Source organism: Micromonospora taraxaci (assembly GCF_007830095.1).
Taxonomy (GTDB): Bacteria; Actinomycetota; Actinomycetes; order Mycobacteriales; family Micromonosporaceae; genus Micromonospora; species Micromonospora taraxaci.
In genome coordinates, this window is sequence record NZ_VIWZ01000001.1 from 2001776 (window position 1) to 2024267 (window position 22492).

The window sequence follows — 22492 nt, forward strand, 5'->3', positions numbered from 1 at the left end:
CCTGTTGGTGCAGGTCAGAGCCTTGATCAGGCTCAGCAGTCGTAGTACATGGCGAACTCGTGCGGGGTCGGGCGCAGACGCACCGGGTCGACCTCGTTGGCGCGCTTCCAGTCGACCCAGGTGGAGATCAGGTCGGGGGTGAAGACGCCGCCGTCGAGCAGGTAGTCGTGGTCGGCCTCCAGCGAGTCGAGCACTGCCGACAGCGAGCCCGGCACCTGCTTGACGTCGCCCCACTCCTCCGGCGGGAGGTCGTAGAGGTCCTTGTCGATCGGCGTCGGCGGCTCGATCTTGCTCTTGATGCCGTCCAGGCCGGCCATCATCATGGCGGAGAAGGCCAGGTAGACGTTGGCCGACGGGTCCGGGACCCGGAACTCGACGCGCTTGGCCTTCGGGTTCGCGCCGGTCACCGGGATGCGGGTGCAGGCGGACCGGTTGCGCTGCGAGTAGACCAGGTTGACCGGCGCCTCGAAGCCCGGCACCAGACGGCGGTACGAGTTGATCGTCGGGTTGGTGAAGGCCAGCAGCGACGGCGCGTGGTGCAGCAGACCGCCGATGTACCAACGGGCCATGTCGGACAGGCCGGCGTAGCCGGTCTCGTCGTAGAACAACGGCTCACCGTTGAGCCAGAGGCTCTGGTGGGTGTGCATGCCGGAGCCGTTGTCACCGAACAGTGGCTTGGGCATGAACGTCGCGGTCTTGCCGTTGGCCCAGGCCTCGTTCTTCACGATGTACTTGAAGAGCTGGAGCTGGTCACCGGCGTGCAGCAGGGTGGAGAACCGGTAGTTGATCTCGGACTGGCCGGCGGTGCCCACCTCGTGGTGCGAGCGCTCCACGTTGAAGCCGGTGTCGACCAGGCGGCGCACGATCGAGTCACGCAGGTCGGCGTAGTGGTCGACCGGCGGGACGGGGAAGTAACCGCCCTTGTACGCGGTCTTGTAACCGCGGTTGCCGCCCGGCTCTTCGCGGCCGGTGTTCCAGGCGCCCTCGATCGAGTCGATGTAGTAGAACGACTGGTGCGCCGAGGTCTCGTGGCGGATCGAGTCGAAGATGTAGAACTCCGCCTCGGCGCCGAAGTAGGCGGTGTCGGCGATGCCGCTCGCCGCCAGGTACGCCTCGGCCTTCTTCGCGACGTTGCGCGGGTCGCGGCTGTAGGCCTCGCGGGTGAACGGGTCGTGGATGAAGAAGTTGAGCGCGAGAGTCTTCTGCGCGCGGAACGGGTCGATGAACGCGGTGGCGACGTCCGGGAGCAGGAGCATGTCCGACTCGTGGATCGCCTGGAAACCGCGGATCGACGAACCGTCGAACGCGAGGCCGTCAGTGAAGAGGTCGTCGTTGACGGACTCGACCGGCAAGTTGAAGTGCTGCATCACGCCGGGCAGGTCACAGAAACGAACGTCGACGAACTTCACGTCCTCGTTCTTGAGGTATCGCAGCAGTTCCTCGGGATTGGCGAACACACATCCTCCTGGCACGTCCACGGGGTGGCTAGGCTTCTGGCGACGCTAGGGCCGGGGGGTTGCCCGGCCGTGTCTCCGTTGTTTCTGCCGTGTTACGTCCCTCGCGGAGCGTCAGCGACGCTCGTGTCGACGCCTCGGCCCGCTGCGAGCGCCGTACCGACTGTGCCAGTCTAATGACATCTGATGCGTTTGGCCTGAATCGGCACACAGTGGCAGCGGCACTCGACAAGCCCTCATCCCGGCGCGGATACCCTTGACCGCTGTGACCAATCCGCACACCCCGGCAGCGCCAGCCACCGACCCCACCTTCACCCCGCCGACCCTCGGGCGACGGTTCGGGGCGCTGATCATCGACTGGGTGCTCTGTCTGCTGGTGTCCAACTTCTTCGCCGACCCGGTCCGCGACGGCTGGGCGCCGGTGCTGGTGCTGGTCCTGGTGTACGGCTTCTTCCTCGGCCTGTTCGCCCAGACACCCGGCATGTACATCACGAAGGTCCGCTGCGTGAACTGGCACGACGGCGGCCGCATCGGAGTGCTCCGAGGGCTGATCCGGGGTCTGCTGCTGGCCCTCGTCGTCCCCGCGCTGATCATGGACGAGCACCGCCGAGGGCTGCACGACCGGCTCGCCGACTCGGTCATCGTCGACGCACCCCGCACCTGACCCGCCCCCGAAGGCGGCTGAGCCGAGCCTCGGCGGCCCAAGATCGTGCTCGATCATTGATGTAGTGGCATCCACGCGCCTTGAGGCCACTACATCCAGGTTCGAGCACGATCTTCGCGCTGCCCGAGCCAAGGTCCGCCCGCGCCAGGCGCTTCGTCGCCAAGATCTGCGCAACATCAGGGATGTTGGTGTCTCCCGCGCGTCGGAGGCAGCAACATCGGGGATGTTGCGCGGATCTTGGGCGCGGGGCGCGGGGCGCGGGGCGCGGGGCGCGGGGCGCAGGGCGCAGGGCGCGGGGCGCGGGGCGATGCGAAAGAGCCGGGCCCGTGTGGGTCCGGCTCTTGTCGGCGTACGTCGAAGGGGGTCAGCGACCCCGCGACTGGCGGAAGGCGCCCGGCGGCCGCATGTTCTTCGGGATCGCGCCCTTGGGCATCTGCGGCCGCGCGGTGAGCGCCTTGAGGCGCTTGTCCAGCGAGTTGACGTCCTTGCCGGAGAGGGCGCGGGGCAGGCGCAGCAGTGTCGTCCGGAGCTTGCGGATGGGCAGCTCGCCCTCTTCCTGCCCGATCACGTAGTCGTGCAGGGGAGCGGAGCCGATCACCTTGGACAGCCGCCGCTTCTCCTGCCCGAGCAGGCCACGAACCCGCTGCGGGTTGCCTTCGGCCAGCAGGATCACGCCCGGGCGGCCGATCACGAGGTGGACCATGTCCATCTGGGTCGTCGAGCTGACCGCCGGGGTCACCCGCCAGTCGCCGCGCATGTTCTCCATGATCTGCGCCGCCGCGCCGGGCTGCCCCTCGGCGGCGTTCATCATCGCCTTGTTGGACCGCAGGTTGAGCACGATCAGCACCGCGAGCAGGATGAACAGGATGCCCAGCGGCAGCCAGATCCAGCCCCAGAGGATGACCGCGACCACGGTGAGGGCGAGCGGGAGCAGCACCGCCGCGGCGACCAGCGGCGCGAACCACCGGTCCTGCTTGGCGGTGAACTGGAACACCATCCCGATCTGCTTCAGCCGCTGGCCGAACGAGACCTTCTCCTGGGGCTTTGCCATGCCGCAGAGTCTAGTGGTCGCCGCCTGCCCCGTTGATCCGCGTCCGGGTGCCGGGGCAACTGAGTACCTTACGTCGCCTCAGGCACCCGGACCGGACGGGTAAGGAGGGTGCCGACCGGGAAGATGAGGTGTCGTGCCCATGCCCGGGTGGGGCCTTCGCGCGAAGAGTCGTCAGCAGAAGACGACGACACGACGAAGGAGCCCGACATGTTCGGCAACGACGCAGACTTCCTGCTCACCCTGCACCGTTCGCACTCCGCCGAGTTGCGCGCCGACGCGGCGGCGGACCGGCTCGCCCGGTCGCTGTCACGGCCGGTCAGTAGAGGTTGGCTGGGTCGGCGCAGGCAGGCCGGCCGCACCGGCGACGCCCGCCGGTGACCGCCCCCGCCAGGTCCGCCGCCGGGGTCGAGCCCGACCCTCGGTCGAGCCCGCCCGCCGCATCGGGCGGTCGACTCGAACCCACCCCGCTGCTCGGACACCGGCCGATCGGCGGGGCGGGCGGCGCGGGCCGTCATGGCATGCTCGAACCTGTGACCGTACGCGCAGCCAGCTCCGTCCTCGTCGGCCGCCATCGCGAGATCGCGGCACTGCGGGACGCGCTGGGCCGCGCCCGGTCGGGTGAGCCGACCACGGTGCTGGTCGGTGGCGAGGCGGGCGTGGGTAAGACCCGGCTGCTGGAGGAGTTCGCCGGCCAGGCCGTCGACGGCACGGCCCGGGTGCTCGTCGGCCAGTGCCTGGAGCTGGGCGAGGCAGGCCTGCCGTTCGCTCCGTTCGCCGCCGCGCTGCGCGCGGTGCTCCGCGCCGACGGCCCCGAGGTCTTCGCCGGCTACGAGGCGGAGTTCGCGCCGCTGCTGCCGGAGCTGGGCCGGGCGTCCGCAGCGCTGGCCGGCCCGCGTGCCCTGCCGCTGGGTGACGCCCCGCGCGGCTACCTGTTCGACCTGGTCGCCGAGCTGTTCCAGCGGCTCGCCGACGCCTGCCCGTTGGTCCTGATCATCGAGGACCTGCACTGGGCCGACCGTTCCACCCGCGACCTGATCGGCTTCCTGGTCCGGGCAGCCCGGCCGGGCCGGCTGCTGTTGGTCTGCACCTACCGCACCGACGAGTTGCAGCGGGGGCATCCGCTGCGTCCGTTCCTCGCCGAACTGGACCGGGCGCGCGGTGTGGAGCGTGTCGAGCTGGGCCGACTGGACCGCGACGGCACCGCTGCGATCCTCGCCGACCTGCTCGGCGCCGAGCCACCCGCCCGTGCCGTCGACGACGTCCACAACCGCACTCAGGGCAACCCGTTCTTCATCGAGGAGTTGGCCGTCGCCGGTGACCCGGTGGGCTGCGCCGCGCTCCCCGAAACGCTGCGTGACCTGCTGTTGGCCCGGGTGGAGCGCCTTCCCGAACCGGCCCAGCGGGTGCTGCGCATCGCCGCCGCCGGCGGCACCAGCTTCGCCCACGACCTGCTCGCCCAGGTCGCCGGGTTGCCCGAGGTCGAGCTGGAAGAGGCGCTGCGCGCCGCCGTCGCCGCCCAGCTGGTGGTGGCCGACCGCGACGGTGACTACGAGTTCCGGCACGCGCTGGTCCGCGAGGCCGTCCACGACGAGTTGCTCCCCGGCGAGCACGCCCGGCTGCACGCCCGCTTCGCCGCCGCGATCGAGGCGCAGCCGCACCTGGTCGCCGCCGGGCGGGCCCCGGCCGAGATCGCCCACCATTGGCACGCCGCGCACGACCACCCGCGTGCCCTCGTCGCCGCGAAGGCTGCGGCCTGCGCCGCCGCCGACCGGTACGCGTACGCCGAGCAGCGCCGACTGTTGGAGCGGGCGTTGGAGCTGTGGGAGTTGGTGCCGGACGCCGCCGACCTGCTCGACATGGACCACCTGGCGTTGCTGGAGCAGACCCTGGACGCGGCGGTGACGGCCGGCGACTTCAGCCGCGCCATCACGCTGACCCGGGCCGGACTGGCCGAGGTGGACGCCGACGCCGCACCGCTTCGCGCCGCCCGCCTGCTGGACCAGCGGGGTCGACTGATGGCCCTGCTCGGCAAGAGTGACGGCAGCCGGGAGTTGGACGAGGCGTACCAGCTGGCGGCCGGCGGCCCCCGGGGCGCGGAGCGGGCCCGTCTGCTGGCCGACATCGCCGCGCACCTGGTGAAGATCGACCCGCAGAAGGCGGCCCGGGTGGCCGCCGAGGCCGCCACTGACGCCGAGGCGCTCGGCGAACATTCTGCCCTGCTGGCGACGCGGATCGCGCTGCTCTGCCACGGCGAGCGGGACCTGATCGGAGGGCTGGCCGAGTTGGGCCAGGCGGCCGCCGCCGCCCGTGCGGCGGGGGACGCGCCAACCCTGGTGCTCGCCCTGGTGTTCGAGTCGGACATGCTCTGCGAGCTGGGCCGCTACGCCGAGTCCGCGCAGGCTGCCGAGGCCGGCGTGACCGAAGCGCGGCGGGTGGGGATCAGCCGCTCCACCGGGGCGTACCTCCTGTCCAACCGGGCCGAGGCGTTGATCGCGCTGGGCCGGTGGGACGAGGCCGAGGCGGTGTGCGCGGAGGCCGCCCGGATCGACCTGTCCGGTGTCACCGGGCTGCACTGGCTCCAGCTGAGCGCCGGACTACGGCTGGCCCGTGCGCGCCCGGGCGCCGACGAACTGGTCGACCGGGCGCTCACCTTCCTCGGCCGCCCCTACCTGTGGCCGAACCACCGCCTGCCCCTGCACGAACTGGCGATCGAGGCCGCGCTGGCCAGCGACGACAAGGTCGAGGCGGTACGGGCCGCCCGCGTCGCCGTGGCCGACGACAGCCTGCCGCAGCTCCCTCGGGAGGGGTGGCCGGTGCTCAGCGCCGTCGCGCGTACCGCAGCCCGGGTCGGTGACCGCGACCTTGCGGTGGCCGTGGCGGCGCTCGCCACCGACCTGCCCGCCCGGCACCCGGCGGCGCGGGCCCACGCAGCCCAGGTCACCGCGCTGCTCGCGGCCGGCGACCAAGTATTGCCGGCCTGGCGTACGGCGGTCGAAGCGTGGCGGGCCGACGGGCAGCCCTACCCGCTGGGCCGTGCGTTGGTGGCGCTGGCCGAGGCGGCTGCCGCCGCCGGGGAGCGCGACGAGACGGCGGCGGCGGTCACCGAGGCCGCCGAGATCGGTCAGCGACTGGGGGCGGTACCGCTGGTGGAGGCCGCCGCCACCCTGGCGCGGCGGGTTGGCCTGCGCAACCCCGGGCAGGGCGGGGCGGGCCCCGATCTGCTGACCGCGCGGGAGCGGGAGGTGCTGCGACTGGTCGCCGAGGGGCACAGCAACAGCCGGATCGCCGAGCAGTTGTTCATCTCCCCGAAGACGGCGAGCGTGCACGTCTCCCGGATCATCGCCAAGCTGGACGTGACCAACCGCGGGGAGGCTGCCGCCGTCGCCCACCGCCTCGGCCTGCTCACCGAAACCACAGCGCCGCGCTGATCTGATCACCGGGGCAGGTAGATCCGCCAGCCGTCGATCGTGACCAGGTCCAGGTCGCCCGCGCGCTGGCGCTCGTCCAGCACGTCCGCCAGCGGCGATCCGGCCGGTGCGACCCAGGCCGGCGCTGCCGCCTCGTCCACCTCCCGCCGGTATGCGGGGTAGCGGTCGAAGCCGGGGCGCAGCTCGTCGTCGACGACCGCGCAGACCACCTGCTCCGCGCTGGCGAAGGTGAGCCGGTTGCAGGTCCAGTAGCCGGCGCGTACGTGTCGGACGCCGAGCTGACGCAGGGTGCCGACCAACTCGGCGTGCCGGGCCTCGGCGGCCCGGGTCGCCGGTGCGGTCTGCGCTGCCCGCCAGGTGGCGTGTGCGGCGGTGCCCACTGTGGCGACCAGCAACACCACCGCGACCGAACGGGCCAGCGTCGTGCGCACACCGCGCCGGCCGCCCGCCACCTGACGAAGCCCGTCCCGGGCCACCGTCCACACCGGCCAGAGCAGCGCCGGCAGGGAGATGAGCAGGCAGGACAGGTAGCGGGAACTCTCCACCGGGGTCAGGCCGGCGGAACTGCTCACTGTGTACGCGCCCACAGTGGCCACCGCGGCCAGCACGAGCGCCAGCCGGACCGCCGCCGCCACCCGGGCCGACACACCAGACTCCGCAGCGCCGGCGGAGCCCGCCGACTCCGGCGGGGCGGGCGAGCGCAGTGCCCGCCAGGCGCTGACCGCGCCGAGGGCCAGCAGCAGCGGCAGGGCGAGCGCCCACCAGAGTTGCCAGGTGGCGCATCGCCCGGGGTCGCAGAAGCCCATCCCCAGCGACGGGCCGAGCAGCAGTCCGCCGTGCAACCGCTCGGCCCAGCCGGCGGTGGCGTTGGCGCCGCTCGCGGCGAGCACCGCGTGCAGCGGATTGCGTCCGTTCAGAAGGCTGTGCAACAGCAGCGGGGCCGCCCCCAGCACGGCGGCCGCCCCGAGCAGCGCCCCGGCCGCACCCCGCAGCTCCCGCCGGCGGAACCCGACGAGCACCGCACCGGTCGCCACCACGTACGGGAGCACGAGTGGGTCGACCCAGAGCATCAGGCCGGCCAGGAAACCCCACGCCGCCCAGCGGGCCAGTCGCCGACCCGGCCGGCCGGTGGCCAGGTCCACAGCCAGTACGGCCAGCGCCACGCCGGCCGCGTTCATCTCGGGGTACCCACCGCCGGCGATGAGCTGGTTCTTGACGATCCGGTCGGAGCCGAGCGCCAGCAACGCCACCACCAGCAGCCCGAACCACCGGTCCCCGGTCAGCCGCATCGTCAACCGCCAGGCCAGCAGCAGGAACACCGCGTACAGCGCCAGCGTGGGCAGTCGCAAACCGACCAGCGACGGCCCACCGGCCAGTGCGAACACCGGCGCGGCCAGGTACGCCTCCAGCGTGCCCATGTACTGCTGGCCGTAGAACCAGACCGGGAAGCCCTCGCCTCTGGCGATGTGCAGCGCGGCCAGCCCCATGGTGGCCTCGTCGCTGTTCGTCGGCGGCGTCGCGTGAGCCAGCAGCCAGAGCCGGTAACCCACCCCGGCGAGCAGCACCAACGCGGTGAGCCAGCCGGCCGGTCCGAGGCGCGCGACGGGTCGCGGACGACCTGCGTCGCGCGGCTGCTCGCGTACCCCGGTGGTCATCGCACGATCATGACACCCGGGCGCCGCACGGTCCGTGCGGCGCTGCCGGTGGGTCAGCCGGCGGTGACGACCGACGCGGCGGCGCGGGCGTCGATGGCCTGCTGGTAGAGCCGGCCGGCCCGGTACGACGAACGCACCAGCGGCCCGCTCATCACCCCGGCGAAGCCGATCTCCTCGGCCTCCTCGCGCAGCTCGACGAACTCCTCGGGCTTGACCCAACGGGTCACCGGGTGGTGCCGGGGGGAGGGGCGCAGGTACTGGGTGATGGTGATCAGCTCACAGCCGGCGTCGTGCAGGTCGCGCAGCGCCTGCGAGACCTCGGCCCGCTCCTCGCCCATGCCCAGGATGAGGTTGCTCTTGGTGACCAGGCCGTCGGCGCGGGCCTGCCGGATCACGTCCAGCGAACGGTCGTAGCGGAACGCCGGGCGGATGCGCTTGAAGATGCGCGGCACGGTCTCCACGTTGTGGGCCAGCACCTCCGGGCGGGAACCGAAGACCTCGGCCAGCTGCTCGGGGACGGCGTTGAAGTCCGGGATCAGCAGCTCGACGCCGCAGCCGGGCTGGAGGGCGTGGATCTGCCGGACGGTCTCGGCGTACAGCCACGCGCCGCCGTCGGGCAGGTCGTCGCGGGCGACGCCGGTGATGGTCGCGTACCGCAGGCCCATCGACACCACCGACTCGGCCACGCGACGCGGCTCGTCGGCGTCGAACTCGGCCGGCTTGCCGGTGTCGATCTGGCAGAAGTCGCAGCGCCGGGTGCACTGGTCACCACCGATGAGGAAGGTGGCTTCCCGGTCTTCCCAGCACTCGTAGATGTTGGGGCAGCCGGCCTCCTGGCAGACGGTGTGCAGCCCTTCGCGCGAGACGAGCCCGCGCAGCTGGGTGTACTCCGGCCCCATCTTGGCCTTGACCTTGATCCATGGCGGTTTGCGCTCGATCGGCGTCTCGGCGTTGCGCGCCTCGATCCGCAGCAGGCGCCGCCCCTCGGGGGCCGCCGTTGCGGTACGCGCTGCCTGGCCGGTCGTCGGCGCGGAGTGCTCGATCGTCACGAAAACGAGCCTACGCCGGACGGCGGGTGTCTATGTGCGTCGGGCGACCGGCGTCACGCCGCAGATGTTGTGACGCCGGACACCGGCATGTCGAAAATGGGCGTCACACGAGAGGGTTTCGGGTGCTACGGTCTCCGCCAACAGCGACGACGGAGCCGAGTAGCGCCCCGACCCGCCAGTGCAGAGAGCCGCCGGTGCTGAGAGGCGGTCTGGCGCCGGTGCGTGAAGACCCTCCCGAGCTGCGGGCAGAACGGCCGAAACGCCTAGTAGAGCCCGCCCGGCTGGCCCCGGTCACCAGGCGACGAACGAGGCCCCCGCTCCGGCGGGGGTGAAGGTGTGGTGGCACCGCGAGGATCCCGCTCGCCCACACCTCCCTGGGGCTGACGCGACGCATCGCTTCCTCAGGGCGGCGACGGCGTGGCGATCGACCGAGGAGCAGCACGCCATGCAGAGAACCCTGTCCCACCACCTGCCCGCCCGGATCGGCGAGACCGTGCGTATCGCCGGCTGGGTGCACCGCCGCCGACTGCTCAAGTCGGTGGCCTTCCTGATCGTGCGGGACGCCGCCGGCCTGGCCCAGGTGGTCGTCACCGACCCGGCCGTCCGCGCCGACCTGGAGAAACTCACCGAGGAGACGGTCGTCGAGGTCACCGCGACGGTCACCGCGAACGACACCGCGCCCGCCGGGGTCGAGCTGACCGACCCGGCGGTACGACCACTCGGGCCGCCCGCCGTGCCACCACCGTTCGACCTGTACCGGCCGGCGCTCACCGCGAGCCTGCCCACCCAGCTGGACAACGCCCCGACCGCGTTGCGACACCCCACCCGGTCGTCCGCGCTGCGGATCTCGGCGGCGGCGGTGGCCGGGTTCCGCGCCGCCCTCGACGCCCAGCAGTTCGTGGAGATCCACACCCCGAAGGTCGTCAGCTCCTCCACCGAGAGCGGGGCGAACGTCTTCGCGCTGGACTGGTTCGGCGGGCCCGCGTACCTGGCCCAGTCACCGCAGTTCTACAAGCAACTGATGGTCGGTGTCTTCGAACGCGTCTACGAGGTGGGGCCGGTCTTCCGGGCCGAGCCGCACGACACCGTCCGGCACCTCGCGCAGTACACGTCGCTCGACGCGGAGCTGGGCTTCGTCGCCGACCACCGGGACGTGATGCGGGTGCTACGCGAAACAGTGGCCGGGATGCTGGACACGGTCGGCGAGCGGGCCGGGGGCGCGCTGACCACACTCGGCGTCGACGTGCCGGTCGTGCCGGCGGAGATCCCGGCGGTGCACTTCACCGAGGCGCTGGCGATCGCCGGCGCGCCCGCCGACGAGCCGGACCTCGCGCCCGCCCACGAACGGGCGCTGGGCGAGTGGGCCCGCCGCGAACACGGGTCGGACTTCCTCTTCGTCACCGGCTACCCGATGGCGAAGCGACCGTTCTACACCCACCCCGACCCGGCGCGGCCCGCGTACTCGAACGGGTTCGACCTGCTCTTCCGTGGTCTGGAGCTGGTCACCGGTGGGCAGCGGTTGCACCGGCACGCCGACTACCTGGCGGCGTTGGCGGCCCGGGGCGAGCCGACCGAACCGTACGCCGGATATCTGGACGCGTTCCGGCACGGCATGCCGCCGCACGGTGGCTTCGCCATCGGCCTGGAACGCTTCGTCGCCCGCCTGGTCGGCGCGGCGAACATCCGGGAGGTCACCGCGTTCCCGCGTGACCTGCACCGGCTGACCCCGTAGGCAGTGCGCCGGCTGTCCGCTCAGACCTCGATCAGTGTGGACAGCCGGCGCTCGACCACCGGCAGCACGTCGGCGACGCTGATCGGCCGGCCCAGCTCGGCGGTGAGCGAGGTGACGCCCGCGTCCCGGATGCCACACGGCACGATCCGGTCGAAGTACGTCAGGTCGCAGTCGCAGTTGATCGAGAAGCCGTGCAGGGTGACACCCCGGGCCACCCGGATGCCGATCGCGGCCACCTTGCGGGCCGGCCCCCGGTCGTCAGCGGGCACCCAGACTCCGCTGCGCCCCTCGACCCGGCCGGCGGTCAGCCCGAACTCTGCGCACACGTCGATGAGCAGCTCTTCCGTTCGGCGCACGTAGGCGACCACGTCCACCGGGTCGGGCAGGCGCAGGATCGGGTAACCGACCAGCTGCCCCGGCCCATGCCAGGTGATCTTGCCGCCACGGTCCACGTCGACGACCGGAGTGCCGTCCATGGGTCGGTCCCACGGTTCGGTGCGCTTGCCCGCTGTGTAGACGCTCGGGTGCTCCAGCAGCAGCACTGTGTCGCCGCGCTCGCCAGCCACCACCGACTCGTGCAGGCTCCGCTGCTCGTCCCAGGCGGCCTGGTAGTCGAGCAGACCGGCACGGACGGCCGTCAGGCCGGGGGTCGTCGTTGTCACGGCAACCAGCCTAGTCCCGTCGAGGGCGATCATCCCTGGTGAGCCGCCTCACCAGGGATGATCACACCGGGAGTCGACGGGTCACCGGTCGGTGGGCGGGATGCGCCAGAGCCAGACGTCGTCGACCCGTTGCGGCTCGCCGAACAGAGCGGTGCCGGTACGCCGCAGCGCCTCCTCGTCGACCTCGAACTTCGCGCCGTGCACCTGGTCGGCGAGCACCACCGTCTCGATGTGCCAGTGCCGCAGGTCCGACTGGACCTCCCGGATGGTCCCGTCGGTGATGATCGGCACCAGGCCGGTGCGACCGGCCTGGTCCATCAGGGCGCTCAGGGTGCGCGGGATCGGGCCGATCCGGCCACGCCCGTCCGGCCCTCCGGGGCCGAGGAAGAAGCCGCCCGGAATGGCGAACTCGCCCTGCCGGTGCGACAACGCGTACGCCTGCCAGCGCTGGCCGTCCGGGTAGATGTCGACGGCCAGCGGCACCGGGGTGAGCACCCCGTCCGGTGAGACGTACTCCCGCCAGGTGCCGGAGGTGATGAACCGGGGGATCGGTTCCCGCTCGTCGGTCAGCAGCGGGGTGGGCAGCAACGGCACCAGGGCCGCCGCGAACCCGATCACCCAGGCCAGCTCCGTGGGGCGGTATCGGGGTGGCGCGGCGCGCAACTGGTCGACGGCGTACGCCAGCACCAGCCCGATGACCGGTGCGACGATCAGCGCCAGCCGGGCGGGCAGCGCGGCGTTCACCACCGGAAGCTGACCGAGCACGTCGAACGGCATGGGCAGGTCGGTGCGGCGCCCGTCGACCTTGGCGACCGGGCCGAAGGAGAGCACCGAGAAGATCAGCGCGAGGGCGCCCAGCGCCCAGAGGGTGGCCCGGCGGCTCGCGTCGGCCCGTCGCCAGAGCGCGACGAAGCAGATCACGGTGAGCACCAGCAGCGGGACGCCGAAGAAGGAGTTCTCCTCCGTCGGGTTCGGTGCGAGCGAGGTGCCGAGCCCCGCCTCGCCGGCCAGCGAGCGGCGCGGGAAGGCGGCGAACGCCGCGATGTCCTCGGAGTGGATCACCGGGTCGAAACCTGTGCCGTGGAACCGTTGCGGCCCGGCGAAGTGCAACCACAGCGGGTACGACAGCAGCACGCCGGCGATCACTGCGGTCACCCCGAGCCCGCGCAGGAAGGTGGGCAGCACGGCGCGTGCCTCGGCGCGGTTGGCCGGGTGCAGCGCCCAGACGGCGACGAACACCCCGAGCGCCAGCGCGGTGAAGAAGAGCCCTTCGGCGGCGATCGAGAAGGCCACCGCGACCAGCACGCCGAGGATCACCCCGTCGCGGAGCCAGTGCCCTGCCCGGCGCAGCGCGAACAGCCGCCAGATCAGCAGCGGCACCAGCCAGCCGGCGGTCCAGTTGAGGTGGGCGTTGGCGTGCGACACCATGCCGGGGGAGTAGGCGATGAACAGGGCGCCGATCCCGGCGGCCAGCCGGCTGCGGACCAGGTGCCGGGAGAGGAACCAGTACCAGACCAGCGCGGTGGCGAACAGGTTCAGGGTGAGGATCACGAGGAACGTCGCCGGCGGCCCGATGAGGTACGTGAGCGGGGCGAACACCACCGCGTACACCGTGATCGAGGTGTTGACAGCGAGGTTCACGCCGTCCGGGACGTTGATCAGGTAGGTGAAGAGCGGGTTGTCCCCGTGGGTGACCGCGTGCCCGCCGAAGGCCAGCAACCACTCGAAGAGAGCCTGGTCGCTGGAGTTGACGGTGATGGTGCGGGTGTTCGGGTCCCGCCACAGGCCACTCGTCACCCAGACGGCGAGCGCGAGCGCCACCAACACGACGATCAGGTCGGCCCGGCGATCCCGGACGACGCGCGGCGGTGACGCTGGGGCGGGCCCGGTGGCCAGCGACGGGGAGGACGGCACGCAGCGGACGTTACCAACCGGACCTGGACAGGCCGGTCAGACCGGCGGTTGTGGTGGGTTCCCCTTCCGGTCCGGCGGTCGCTGGTTCGGCGTACACAGCGGTCGCCGTAAATGTGTGAGTGTGCCCCATGTCATAGCGGTGACACATCGTCGTAACGTCTCGGCAATTCGACCGTGACCCAGTTCACAGTCCGCCCCTTCCAGGAGGCTGCCGTGCGCCGCTCCTCGTCCATCCTCACCCGGCTGATCGGCGCGGTCGCCGGGCTCTCCCTGGCCCTGGCCGGTGTGTTCGCCATCGCCGCACCCGCCCAGGCCGCCACCCTCACCCAGGTCACCGGGTTCGGCTCCAACCCGGGCAACCTCGCGATGTACGCCTACCGACCGGACAACCTGCCGGCCAACTCCCCGGCCGTCGTCCTCCTGCACGGTTGCGTCCAGAACGCCTCCGGATACTTCTCCAACTCGGGCTGGCAGAAGTACGCCGACCAGTGGAAGTTCACACTGATCGTCGCCCAGCAGCCCTCCGGCAACAACGCCAACTCCTGCTTCAACTTTTTCGAGGCCGGTGACACCACCCGAGGTCAGGGTGAGGCACTGTCCATCAAGCAGATGGTCGACCACGCCAAGACCAACTTCGGCGTGAACGGCTCCCGGGTCTACGTCAGCGGTCTCTCCGCGGGCGGGGCGATGAGCGCCGTCATGCTCGCCACCTACCCGGACGTCTTCGCCGCAGGGTCGATCATCGCGGGCATCCCGTACCGCTGCGCCACCAGCATGGTCAACGCGTTCAGCTGCATGAACCCGGGCGCGGACAAGACCCCGGCCGCCTGGGGCGACCTGGTGCGCGGCGCGTACTCCGGCTACACCGGCCCGCGTCCCCGGGTGGCCATCTGGCACGGCACCTCGGACACCACTGTCACCCCGCTCAACGGCACCGAGTCCCGCGACCAGTGGACCAACGTGCGCGGGGTCTCGCAGACCCCGAGCAGCACGTCGTCGCTGCCCGGCAATACGACCCTCGAGGTGTACGGCAACGACGACGTTCGCCTCTACCGGGTCTCCGGAATGGGCCACGGCACCCCGGTCGACCCGGGCTCCGGTGCGGACCAGTGCGGCACCGCCGCCGCCTACTTCCTGGACACCATCTGCTCGACGTACCGGGACGCGCTCTTCTTCGGTCTGAACGGCGGCGGCACCACCCCGACCCCCACGCCGACGGTCACCCCGACGCCGACCCCGACGGTCACGCCGACCCCGACGCCGACCCCGACCGTGCCGGCGACCTGCGTGACGGCCAGCAACTACGCGCACGTGACGGCCGGCCGGGCGTACCAGTCCGGTGGCTACGCCTACGCCAACGGTTCCAACCAGCGGATGGGTCTGTACAACACCTTCTACACCAGCGCCCTCAAGCAGACCGCCCCCAACTACTGGGTGATCGGCTGCTGACCCCTCCCGCGCCACGTTGATCAAGAGGTTTGCGTCAGATTCCGGCTACCGGATGACGCAAACCTCTTGATCAACGCGCTGGTCAGCCCTTCAGGGCTGCGGTCAGGGCGGTGGGGAGAGTGGGGTGGTGGTACGGGTAGCCGGCTCGGGTGAGGACGCTCGGGAGGACTCTGGTGCTGGTGAGGGCCTCGTGGGCGAAGCCGCCGAGGGCCACCTTGAGCGCCAGCGCGGGAATCGGCACGATCGCCGGTCGGTGCAGCTGTCGGGCCAGCTCGCGGGTGAACTCGGCGTTCGTCACCGGGTTCGGCCCCACCACGTTGACCGGGCCGGAGATCTCGTCGTGGTCCAGCAGGAAGCGGGTCGCGTCCAGCCAGTCCTCCATCGAGATCCACGGCAGCCACTGCCGGCCGCTACCCAGCCGGCCGGCGATGCCCAGCTTGAACGGCAGCAACTGCGGCTTGAGCAGACCACCGTCGCGGTGCAGCGGCAGGCCGGTACGCAGGCGCACGACGCGTACCCCGGCGTCCTCGGCCGGTCGGGTCGCGGCCTCCCACACCCGGCAGACGTCGGCCAGGAAGCCCTCACCGGCCGGCGCGTCCTCCTCGACCACCCGGTCGCCGGTGTTGCCGTACCACCCGACGGCCGAGGAGTTGAGCAACACCCGGGGGCGGTCGTCGGCGGGCAGCCCGGCGACGGTGGTCGCCAGCGTGGTGGTGCTGTCCACCCGGCTGGTACGGATCAGCCGCCGGTAATCGTCGTTCCAGCGCTTGTCGCCCACGCCCGCGCCGGCCAGGTTGACCACCGCGTCCGCCTCGGCGACCGCAACCGGGTCGAGCTGCCCGGCGGACGGGTTCCACTGCCGTTCGTCGGGGGTACGCGGCGGCCGCCGGACCAGCCGGGTGAGCTGGTGTCCGTCGGCGGTCAGGCGATCGGCCAGCCGGGTGCCGAGGAAGCCGGACGCGCCGGCCAGAAGGATCCGCATACCCCCATCTTCGTCCAGAACGCCGCCGGTGGATGCGGGGTGGGGTCAGGCGTGGCGCAGGTCGGCCAGGAGACGCTCCACCTCGGCGTACGCCTCGGCGTCGAGCGGCCCGAGCGCCAGGGTGGCCAGGTTCTCGTCGGCCTGCGCCACCGTGCGCAGGCCAGGGATCGGCACCGTACGCGGGCTGCGCGCCAGCAGCCAGCCCAGCGCGCCCTGCGCGAGCGTCCGACCGTCGGCGGTGAGCGCCGCGCGGACCTGCTCGACCCGTGTCGCCCAGCGTGGCGTCGGCCGACCGTCGGTGAACCACTCCAGCCACTCCGGTGCCCGACCGCGTACGTCGTCCGCCCCGACCGCCCGGGTCGACCCGGTGAGCAACCCCATCGCCAGCGGCCCACGGTTGAGGCTGGCCAGGTCGTGGGTGTCGCAGACCGCCAGCACCGCCGCGTTGTCCCGCAGCACCGACTCATCGTGCTGGATGGCGGCACAGTGCGGGCCGGCGGTCGCGAACGCCGCCGCCGAGGCCGGGTCGTCGGTGCTCCAGCCGTACGCCCGGATCTTGCCCTGGTCGACCAGGGCCTCCAGGGTGTCGACCAGATCGAGCGCGGCGGGCACCGGCAGCGCGTTGATGTGCAGTTGGTAGAGATCGACGTGGTCGGTGCCGAGCCGGCGTAGCGAGTCTTCCAGGCTGCGTACCGCGAAGGCCGGGCTGGCGTCGGTGCCGAGCGCCCGCCGGGTGGCCTCCTCGCTGACGTTGCCGAACTTCGTGGCGATCACCACGTCGTCCCGTCGGCCGGCCACTGCCCGTCCGAGGATCCGTTCGCTGTGCCCCGCGCCGTAGTTGCTGGCCGTGTCGAACAGGGTCACCCCGAGGTCGAGCGCGCGGTGGATGGTGCGGATGGACTCGTCGTCGTCGACGTCGCCCCAGCCGAACGGCTGCCGGTCCTCACCCCAGAGGGGGCCACCGATGGCCCAGCACCCCATCCCGATCGCGCTCACCGTGATGCCGCTGCGTCCCAACGTTCGTGTCGTCGTCATGCGGACCAGCCTCCAACCTGGAGCGCGCTCCAGGTCAAGCGCTACCATCTCGCGACATGAGCGGTTACGCCCCCTCGGAGGCCGCCCGCCGCAGCGGCTTCAGCCTGGACACCCTGCGGTACTACGAGAAGATCGGCCTGCTCGCCGACGTGGATCGGACGGCGGGTGGGCAGCGGGTCTTCACCGACGACGACCTCGGCTGGCTGGAGCTGTTCCGTTGCCTGCGCGACACCGGCATGCCGATCGCGCAGATGCGCCGCTACGCGCAACTGGCCCGCGAGGGTGAACACACCGCCGACGAGCGTTGTGAGCTGCTGCAACACCACGCGGTACGGGTCGAGGAGCAGATGGACCTGCTCCAGCGCCAGTACGAGCACCTCCGGGAGAAGATCCGCTACTACGAGCGGCTGCCCGGTCCGTCGTCGTCATGACGGTCGCTGAGACCGGCCGGCCGGAGTCGATCACGGCTCAGCCGGGCGGTGCGGTCAGGCCGAGCAGTTCCTCGGCTGTCCCGGGTCGACCGGTGAGCGCGTTCAGAGCGTTGACCAGCCGCTTCTCCTCGTAGCGGAAGTGCGACTGGAGCAGGGCAGCCAACCCGTCCAGCTCACCGCGTACCTGGTCGACCGGCACGGCGACGTCGCCGGCCAGTAACGCCTCGACCCGCTCCAGGATGCCCGCCACCACCTCGTGGTCGGTGATCAGGTTCGCGATCACCGGACGCAGTTCGGGGACCTGCTCGGCCAGCAGCCGGAACGCGCCAGCGTCCTCACCCGTGTGGTGTCGTCCGAGCGCGGTGCAGAAGGCCAGGCAGTGCGCCCGCAGATCCCGGGACGGGGTGTCGAGGTCTGCCGTGAGACGGGCCAGTTCCGCGCTGAGCCAGAGGTGGATCTCGATCATCTGATTGCCGACGGCGGCGAGCCGGTCGGCCGGTGAACCGGTTGGGTGCACGTTGGTCCCATGCTGTCCCCGCGCCTCCATGTCCACGGCGGCCTTCGTGCCGGGTACACCGCGACGCTGCGCCGGAGTCTATCCCGACCGGACGGGCCGGTGCCGCCCTGTCACCGGGGTCCGCCGCTCAGGGAGCCGTCGGCTCGTCGCTCTCCGGGACGTCGTGCCAACGCGCACGCCAGGCGGCCTCGTGTGCCTCGTGGGTGGTCCGTTCCTGAAAGACAGCGGACCGCAGCGCGTGCCGGGACTGCGACATCACCAACACCTCCACCGCCACCAGACCCACACAGATCACTGCCGCGAGGGTGAGCGTGCCCAGCGCCGGCAGGTGCTGACCGATCGGGAGCGCCGCCGTGAGCGCCACAATGACGCCGACCCGGGTCCAGCTGACGGTGTGCAGGGTGCGCAGCTGGAACGCCAGGTTGACCGCGAAATAACAGATCAACCCACCGAAGAGCATCGGCACCGCCGGACCGTCGACCGCTTCGGCGATCCCACCGGCCGGGTCGGTGATCTTGTGCAGGATCTCCTCGTTGCCGATGGAGAAGAGGATCACGCCGGCGATCATCAGCAGGTAGAGATACGCGTACGCGTCGCGGGCCATCGCCACCCGGGGTGCGCCCTCGGCCGCGTGCAGGGCGATCCGGGCGGCCGGTCCGATGAAGTCGAAGTGCGCCCACCAGAGGGCGGCGGTGATCACGATGCCGAGCGCGGCGGCGGCCACCGCCGGCCAGGTCACCGGCTTGCCGAGCAGGTTGCCGCCCACTCCAGTGGAGATGATCGACTCGCCCAGCGCGATGATCAGGATGAGGTCGTAGCGCTCCGTCCAGTGTTCGGCGCTGGTCACCCCCCAGCCCCAGGTGCCGACGATGAAGCCGGTGGCGTACTGCACCACCACCACGGTGATCCACAGCCCGTCGCGGACCATGGCGGCATCGTCCGGGTCGGCGATCTGTGGCGGGATCAGCGCGGCGGCCAGCAGCAGCACGATGCTCACCGCCAACTCCGGGGCGAAGCGCCGCAGTTGCCGGCGTTCCTGCGGGCTGTCCCGCACCACATGCTGGTAGAGGATCATGTGGACGGCCCGGACCACCACGTAGCTGATGGCGACCAGCATCGGGCCCGCCGCGCTGCCCTTCGGGTCGCTGAACGCCTGCGGCAGCGCCAACGCGAACGCGAACAGGGCGACCATCGCGATCACCATGAGCACCGGGACGTAGCCCTCGCCGAGCCGGACCCGGGTGGCGACCAGGCTGTGCACCACCCAGATCCACCAGAGCACGGCGAGCACCAGGCCGGCGTGCAGCAGTTGCCGGCCGGAGATGTTCGCGGCGGTCGCCCGGGTGATGATGAAGAACGAGAAGACGAACACCAGGTCGAAGAAGACCTCGAACTTGTCCACCCGGGCACCGGGAGCAATCGGGACGGCCGGTCCCAGTTGCCCACGCCGCCGGTGACCGCCCACGAACCCACTCTGGCAGCGTCCGGGCAGGTCGGAGGGGCGAACAGCGATGGCGGGGGCAACCCGCGTTACCTCCGGCCCGGGCCGGGAAACCACCCGGACTGCCGCCTACGCCAGCGGGCCGGTCGGTCCCACCCACCCCGGACAAGGATGGATCATGACCACGAACAAGCCGATCACCACCTCGTTCACCCATCACTCCACCGCCATGGACGTGATCAAGGGCGTCGACCTCGTCCGGCGCCGGGCGATCGTGACCGGTGGGTCGTCCGGCATCGGCGTGGAAACCGCCCGTGCTCTGGCCAGCGCCGGAGCGGAGGTCACCCTGGCTGTCCGCAATCCCGACGCCGGTCAGAAGGCCGCCGACGACATCACCGGCACCACCGGCAACGACCGGGTCCTGGTCGCCCCGCTCGACCTCGCCGACCAGGGTTCGATCGCCGACTTCGTCGCCAACTGGGACGGCCCGCTGCACATCCTGGTCAACAACGCCGGCATCATGGCCGCGCCCTTGTCCCGTACACCGCAGGGCTGGGAGATGCAGTTCGCCACCAACCACCTGGGGCACTTCGCGCTCGCCAACGGGCTCCGCCCGGCACTCGCGGCCGGTGACGGGGCCCGGATCGTCTCGGTCAGCTCCGCCGCCCACCTGCGCTCACCGGTGGTCTTCGAGGACATCCAGTACGACAACCGGGAGTACGAGCCGTGGCAGGCGTACGGGCAGTCCAAGACGGCAAACGTGCTGTTCGCCGTGGAAGCGACCCGGCGCTGGTCCGACGACGGCATCTACACCAACTCGCTGATGCCCGGCGCGATCCAGACCAACCTGCAGCGCTACGTGAGCAAGGAGGAACTGGACCGGATGCGGTCGGGCAACGCGGCGGCCTGGAAGACCGTTGAGCAGGGTGCCGCCACCTCCGTCCTGGTCGCCGCGTCACCACTGCTCGACGAGGTGGGCGGGCGCTACTTCGAGGACTGCCAGGAGGCCGCCCCCGCCCAGCCGGGCCAGCGAACCGGGGTCGCCGACTACGCGCTGGACCCGGAGGCCGCCGAGCGACTCTGGCAGGTCTCGACCGCCCTGCTCAAGAGCTGAGGCCGGAAACGGAGAGGGCGCCCCGGTCGTCGACCGGGGCGCCCTTTCGGCGTGCAGACGGATCAGGCCAGGCCCAGCTCCGACTCGAAGTTGCCGCCCTCCAGCCGCTCCTTGACCGCGGTCAGGAAGCGGGCCGCGTCGGCACCGTCGATCAGCCGGTGGTCGTACGACATGGCCAGGTAGACCATCGACCGGACCGCGATGACCTCGCCCAGCTCCGGGTCGTTCACCACTACCGGCCGCTTCACCACGGCACCCGTGCCGAGCATCGCCGACTGCGGCGACGGCACGATCGGGGTGTCGAAGAGGGCACCCCGGCTGCCGGTGTTGGTCAGCGTGAAGGTCGCCCCGGCCATCTCGTCCGGGGTGATCTTGTTGGCCCGGGTGCGCTCGGCCAGGTCGGCGATCCGCTTGGCGATGCCGCCCATGTTGAGGTCACCGGCGTTGTGGATGACCGGCACGAGCAGACCGCGCTCGGTGTCCACGGCGATGCCGAGGTGCTCGGCAGCCGGGTAGGTGATCGTGCCACCCTCCAGGTCCATGCTGGCCTGGATGATCGGGTGGGTCTGCAGCGCCTCGATGGCGGCGAGGGCGAAGAACGGCAGGAAGGACAGCTTCACGCCGTGCTTGGCCTGGAACGAGTCCTTGGCCTTCGTCCGCAGCTTGGCGACCTTGGTGACGTCGACCTCGACGACAGTGGTCAGCTGCGCCGTCTCGTGCAGCGACTGCTGCATCCGCTTGGCGATGGTCGCCCGGATCCGCGGCAGCTTCTCCGTGGTGCCCCGCTTCGCGCTGGGCTCCGGCTTGACGGCCGGCTTGGCAGCAGCCGCCGAAGGAGCGGCAGCCGGTGCGGCGGCGGGAGCGGGAGCGGCCTTCGCCTTCTCGGCAGCCTCCAGCACGTCCTGCTTGCGGATCCGGCCACCGACACCGGTGCCGTTGAGCGCGGACAGGTCCACACCGTGCTCGGCGGCGAGCTTGCGCACCAGCGGGGTGACGTACCCGGCGGCGTCCTCGCCGCCACCCTGAGCGGGGGCGGACGGGCGCGGCGGCGTCGAGGTCGGCGCGGCCGGCTGCGCGGCCTGCTCGGTCTTCGCCGGCTGCGCCGAGCTCTCCGTCTCCGCGGCCGGCTCGTTGTACGAGGCGCCCGGCGTCGGCTCCTGGACCTTCGGCTCCGGCTTCGGCTCGGCCTTCGGCGCCGGCTTGGCCTCCGCCTGGGGCTCGGGCTTCGGCTCGGGCTTCGCCTGCGCGGGAGCCCCGCCGGCCGCGCCGATGATCGCCAGGTCGGCGCCGACAGCGGCGGTCTCGTCCTCGGCGACCTTGATCTCCAGCACCGTGCCGGCGACCGGCGACGGGATCTCGGTGTCCACCTTGTCGGTGGAGACCTCCAGCAGTGGCTCGTCGACCTCGATGGTCTCGCCGACCTGCTTGAGCCAGCGGGTGACAGTGCCCTCGGTGACGCTCTCGCCCAGGGCCGGCATCTTCACCGCGGTGCCCTCGCCCGACGAGGCGGCGGCCGGAGCCGGCGCCTCGGCCGGGGCCTCGTCCTGGGCCACCTGGTCGGCGGTGCCCTCGGCGGCGGCCGTCGGCTCGGCGGCCGGCTCGACCGCCTCGGCCGGGGCCTGCTCCTGCGGGGCGGCCTCGCCGCCGCCGGCGGACTCGCCCTCACCGGCGATGACAGCGAGTTCGCTGCCGACCTCGGCGGTCTCGTCCTCGCCGACCACGATCCGGCTCAGCACGCCCGCCGCGGGCGACGGGATCTCGGTGTCGACCTTGTCGGTCGAGACCTCGAGCAGGGGCTCGTCGACCTCGACCGTGTCGCCCTCCTGCTTGAGCCAGCGAGTGACGGTGCCCTCGGTGACGCTCTCGCCGAGCCGGGGCATGGTGACCGATACCGGCATTTTCTGAGACTCCTTC

The 22492-nt window shown here is 71.6% G+C and carries 18 protein-coding genes; 7 read left to right on the forward strand and 11 right to left on the reverse strand.

Features of this window, described 5'->3' with window-relative positions:
- Nucleotides 1-32: 32 nt before the first annotated feature.
- Nucleotides 33-1457, reverse strand: a complete 1425-nt coding sequence (gene glnA / locus FHU34_RS09560) for a type I glutamate--ammonia ligase (protein ID WP_112671701.1) — start codon at nucleotides 1455-1457, stop codon at nucleotides 33-35.
- Nucleotides 1458-1719: 262 nt separating this feature from the next.
- Here glnA and FHU34_RS09565 point away from each other — a divergent pair, with 262 nt between their 5' ends.
- Complete coding sequence (locus FHU34_RS09565; protein ID WP_145779623.1) at nucleotides 1720-2118, forward strand: RDD family protein; 399 nt, start codon at nucleotides 1720-1722, stop codon at nucleotides 2116-2118.
- A 364-nt stretch (nucleotides 2119-2482) separates the two neighbouring features.
- Here FHU34_RS09565 and FHU34_RS09570 read toward each other — a convergent pair whose 3' ends face one another.
- A complete protein-coding gene (locus FHU34_RS09570) occupies nucleotides 2483-3169 on the reverse strand; it encodes a DUF4191 domain-containing protein (RefSeq protein ID WP_145779624.1) in 687 nt (228 codons plus the stop codon).
- 207 nt (nucleotides 3170-3376) lie between these two features.
- Here FHU34_RS09570 and FHU34_RS32920 point away from each other — a divergent pair, with 207 nt between their 5' ends.
- Both FHU34_RS32920 and FHU34_RS09575 read left to right on the forward strand, forming a co-directional pair.
- On the forward strand, nucleotides 3377-3547 hold the full coding sequence (locus tag FHU34_RS32920) for a hypothetical protein (protein ID WP_167524788.1): 171 nt from the start codon (nucleotides 3377-3379) through the stop codon (nucleotides 3545-3547).
- A 152-nt stretch (nucleotides 3548-3699) separates the two neighbouring features.
- Complete coding sequence (locus FHU34_RS09575; RefSeq protein WP_244311599.1) at nucleotides 3700-6597, forward strand: helix-turn-helix transcriptional regulator; 2898 nt, start codon at nucleotides 3700-3702, stop codon at nucleotides 6595-6597.
- A gap of 5 nt (nucleotides 6598-6602) precedes the next feature.
- Here FHU34_RS09575 and FHU34_RS09580 read toward each other — a convergent pair whose 3' ends face one another.
- Both FHU34_RS09580 and lipA read right to left on the reverse strand, forming a co-directional pair.
- Nucleotides 6603-8252, reverse strand: a complete 1650-nt coding sequence (locus tag FHU34_RS09580) for a hypothetical protein (protein ID WP_145779626.1) — start codon at nucleotides 8250-8252, stop codon at nucleotides 6603-6605.
- Nucleotides 8253-8305: 53 nt separating this feature from the next.
- Nucleotides 8306-9301 (reverse strand): lipoyl synthase, encoded by a 996-nt coding sequence (lipA, locus tag FHU34_RS09585; protein ID WP_145779627.1) that lies wholly within the window; start codon nucleotides 9299-9301, stop codon nucleotides 8306-8308.
- Between the two features lie 445 nt (nucleotides 9302-9746).
- Between lipA and aspS the strand changes: the two genes are divergently transcribed.
- Nucleotides 9747-11033, forward strand: a complete 1287-nt coding sequence (gene aspS / locus FHU34_RS09590; RefSeq protein WP_145779628.1) for an aspartate--tRNA(Asn) ligase — start codon at nucleotides 9747-9749, stop codon at nucleotides 11031-11033.
- Between the two features lie 20 nt (nucleotides 11034-11053).
- Here the strand turns inward: aspS and lipB are convergent, their stop codons facing one another.
- Together lipB and FHU34_RS09600 are read right to left on the reverse strand one after the other, a co-directional pair.
- A complete protein-coding gene (lipB, locus tag FHU34_RS09595; RefSeq protein ID WP_145779629.1) occupies nucleotides 11054-11695 on the reverse strand; it encodes a lipoyl(octanoyl) transferase LipB in 642 nt (213 codons plus the stop codon).
- A gap of 81 nt (nucleotides 11696-11776) precedes the next feature.
- Nucleotides 11777-13609, reverse strand: coding sequence for a DUF6311 domain-containing protein (locus FHU34_RS09600; protein WP_145779630.1), 1833 nt, complete (start codon nucleotides 13607-13609; stop codon nucleotides 11777-11779).
- Between the two features lie 213 nt (nucleotides 13610-13822).
- Here FHU34_RS09600 and FHU34_RS09605 point away from each other — a divergent pair, with 213 nt between their 5' ends.
- Nucleotides 13823-15058, forward strand: coding sequence for an extracellular catalytic domain type 1 short-chain-length polyhydroxyalkanoate depolymerase (locus FHU34_RS09605; RefSeq protein ID WP_145785513.1), 1236 nt, complete (start codon nucleotides 13823-13825; stop codon nucleotides 15056-15058).
- An 82-nt stretch (nucleotides 15059-15140) separates the two neighbouring features.
- Here the strand turns inward: FHU34_RS09605 and FHU34_RS09610 are convergent, their stop codons facing one another.
- Both FHU34_RS09610 and FHU34_RS09615 read right to left on the reverse strand, forming a co-directional pair.
- A complete protein-coding gene (locus FHU34_RS09610; RefSeq protein ID WP_145779631.1) occupies nucleotides 15141-16040 on the reverse strand; it encodes a TIGR01777 family oxidoreductase in 900 nt (299 codons plus the stop codon).
- Nucleotides 16041-16085: 45 nt separating this feature from the next.
- On the reverse strand, nucleotides 16086-17075 hold the full coding sequence (locus tag FHU34_RS09615; RefSeq protein ID WP_145779632.1) for an aldo/keto reductase: 990 nt from the start codon (nucleotides 17073-17075) through the stop codon (nucleotides 16086-16088).
- Between the two features lie 56 nt (nucleotides 17076-17131).
- Between FHU34_RS09615 and FHU34_RS09620 the strand changes: the two genes are divergently transcribed.
- Nucleotides 17132-17506: a MerR family transcriptional regulator gene (locus FHU34_RS09620; protein WP_145779633.1), complete on the forward strand. Its 375-nt coding sequence runs from the start codon at nucleotides 17132-17134 to the stop codon at nucleotides 17504-17506.
- Nucleotides 17507-17543: 37 nt separating this feature from the next.
- On the opposite strand, the gene FHU34_RS09625 is transcribed toward FHU34_RS09620, so the two are convergent.
- The gene (locus FHU34_RS09625; protein WP_244311600.1) at nucleotides 17544-18023 is read right to left on the reverse strand and encodes a hemerythrin domain-containing protein; all 480 of its coding nucleotides are present in this window, start codon (nucleotides 18021-18023) and stop codon (nucleotides 17544-17546) included.
- 127 nt (nucleotides 18024-18150) lie between these two features.
- Nucleotides 18151-19488, reverse strand: a complete 1338-nt coding sequence (locus tag FHU34_RS09630) for a low temperature requirement protein A (RefSeq protein ID WP_145779634.1) — start codon at nucleotides 19486-19488, stop codon at nucleotides 18151-18153.
- 154 nt (nucleotides 19489-19642) lie between these two features.
- Between FHU34_RS09630 and FHU34_RS09635 the strand changes: the two genes are divergently transcribed.
- The gene (locus FHU34_RS09635; RefSeq protein ID WP_145779635.1) at nucleotides 19643-20578 is read left to right on the forward strand and encodes an SDR family NAD(P)-dependent oxidoreductase; all 936 of its coding nucleotides are present in this window, start codon (nucleotides 19643-19645) and stop codon (nucleotides 20576-20578) included.
- 62 nt (nucleotides 20579-20640) lie between these two features.
- Here FHU34_RS09635 and sucB read toward each other — a convergent pair whose 3' ends face one another.
- Complete coding sequence (sucB, locus tag FHU34_RS09640) at nucleotides 20641-22476, reverse strand: 2-oxoglutarate dehydrogenase, E2 component, dihydrolipoamide succinyltransferase (protein WP_145779636.1); 1836 nt, start codon at nucleotides 22474-22476, stop codon at nucleotides 20641-20643.
- Nucleotides 22477-22492 lie beyond the last annotated feature (16 nt).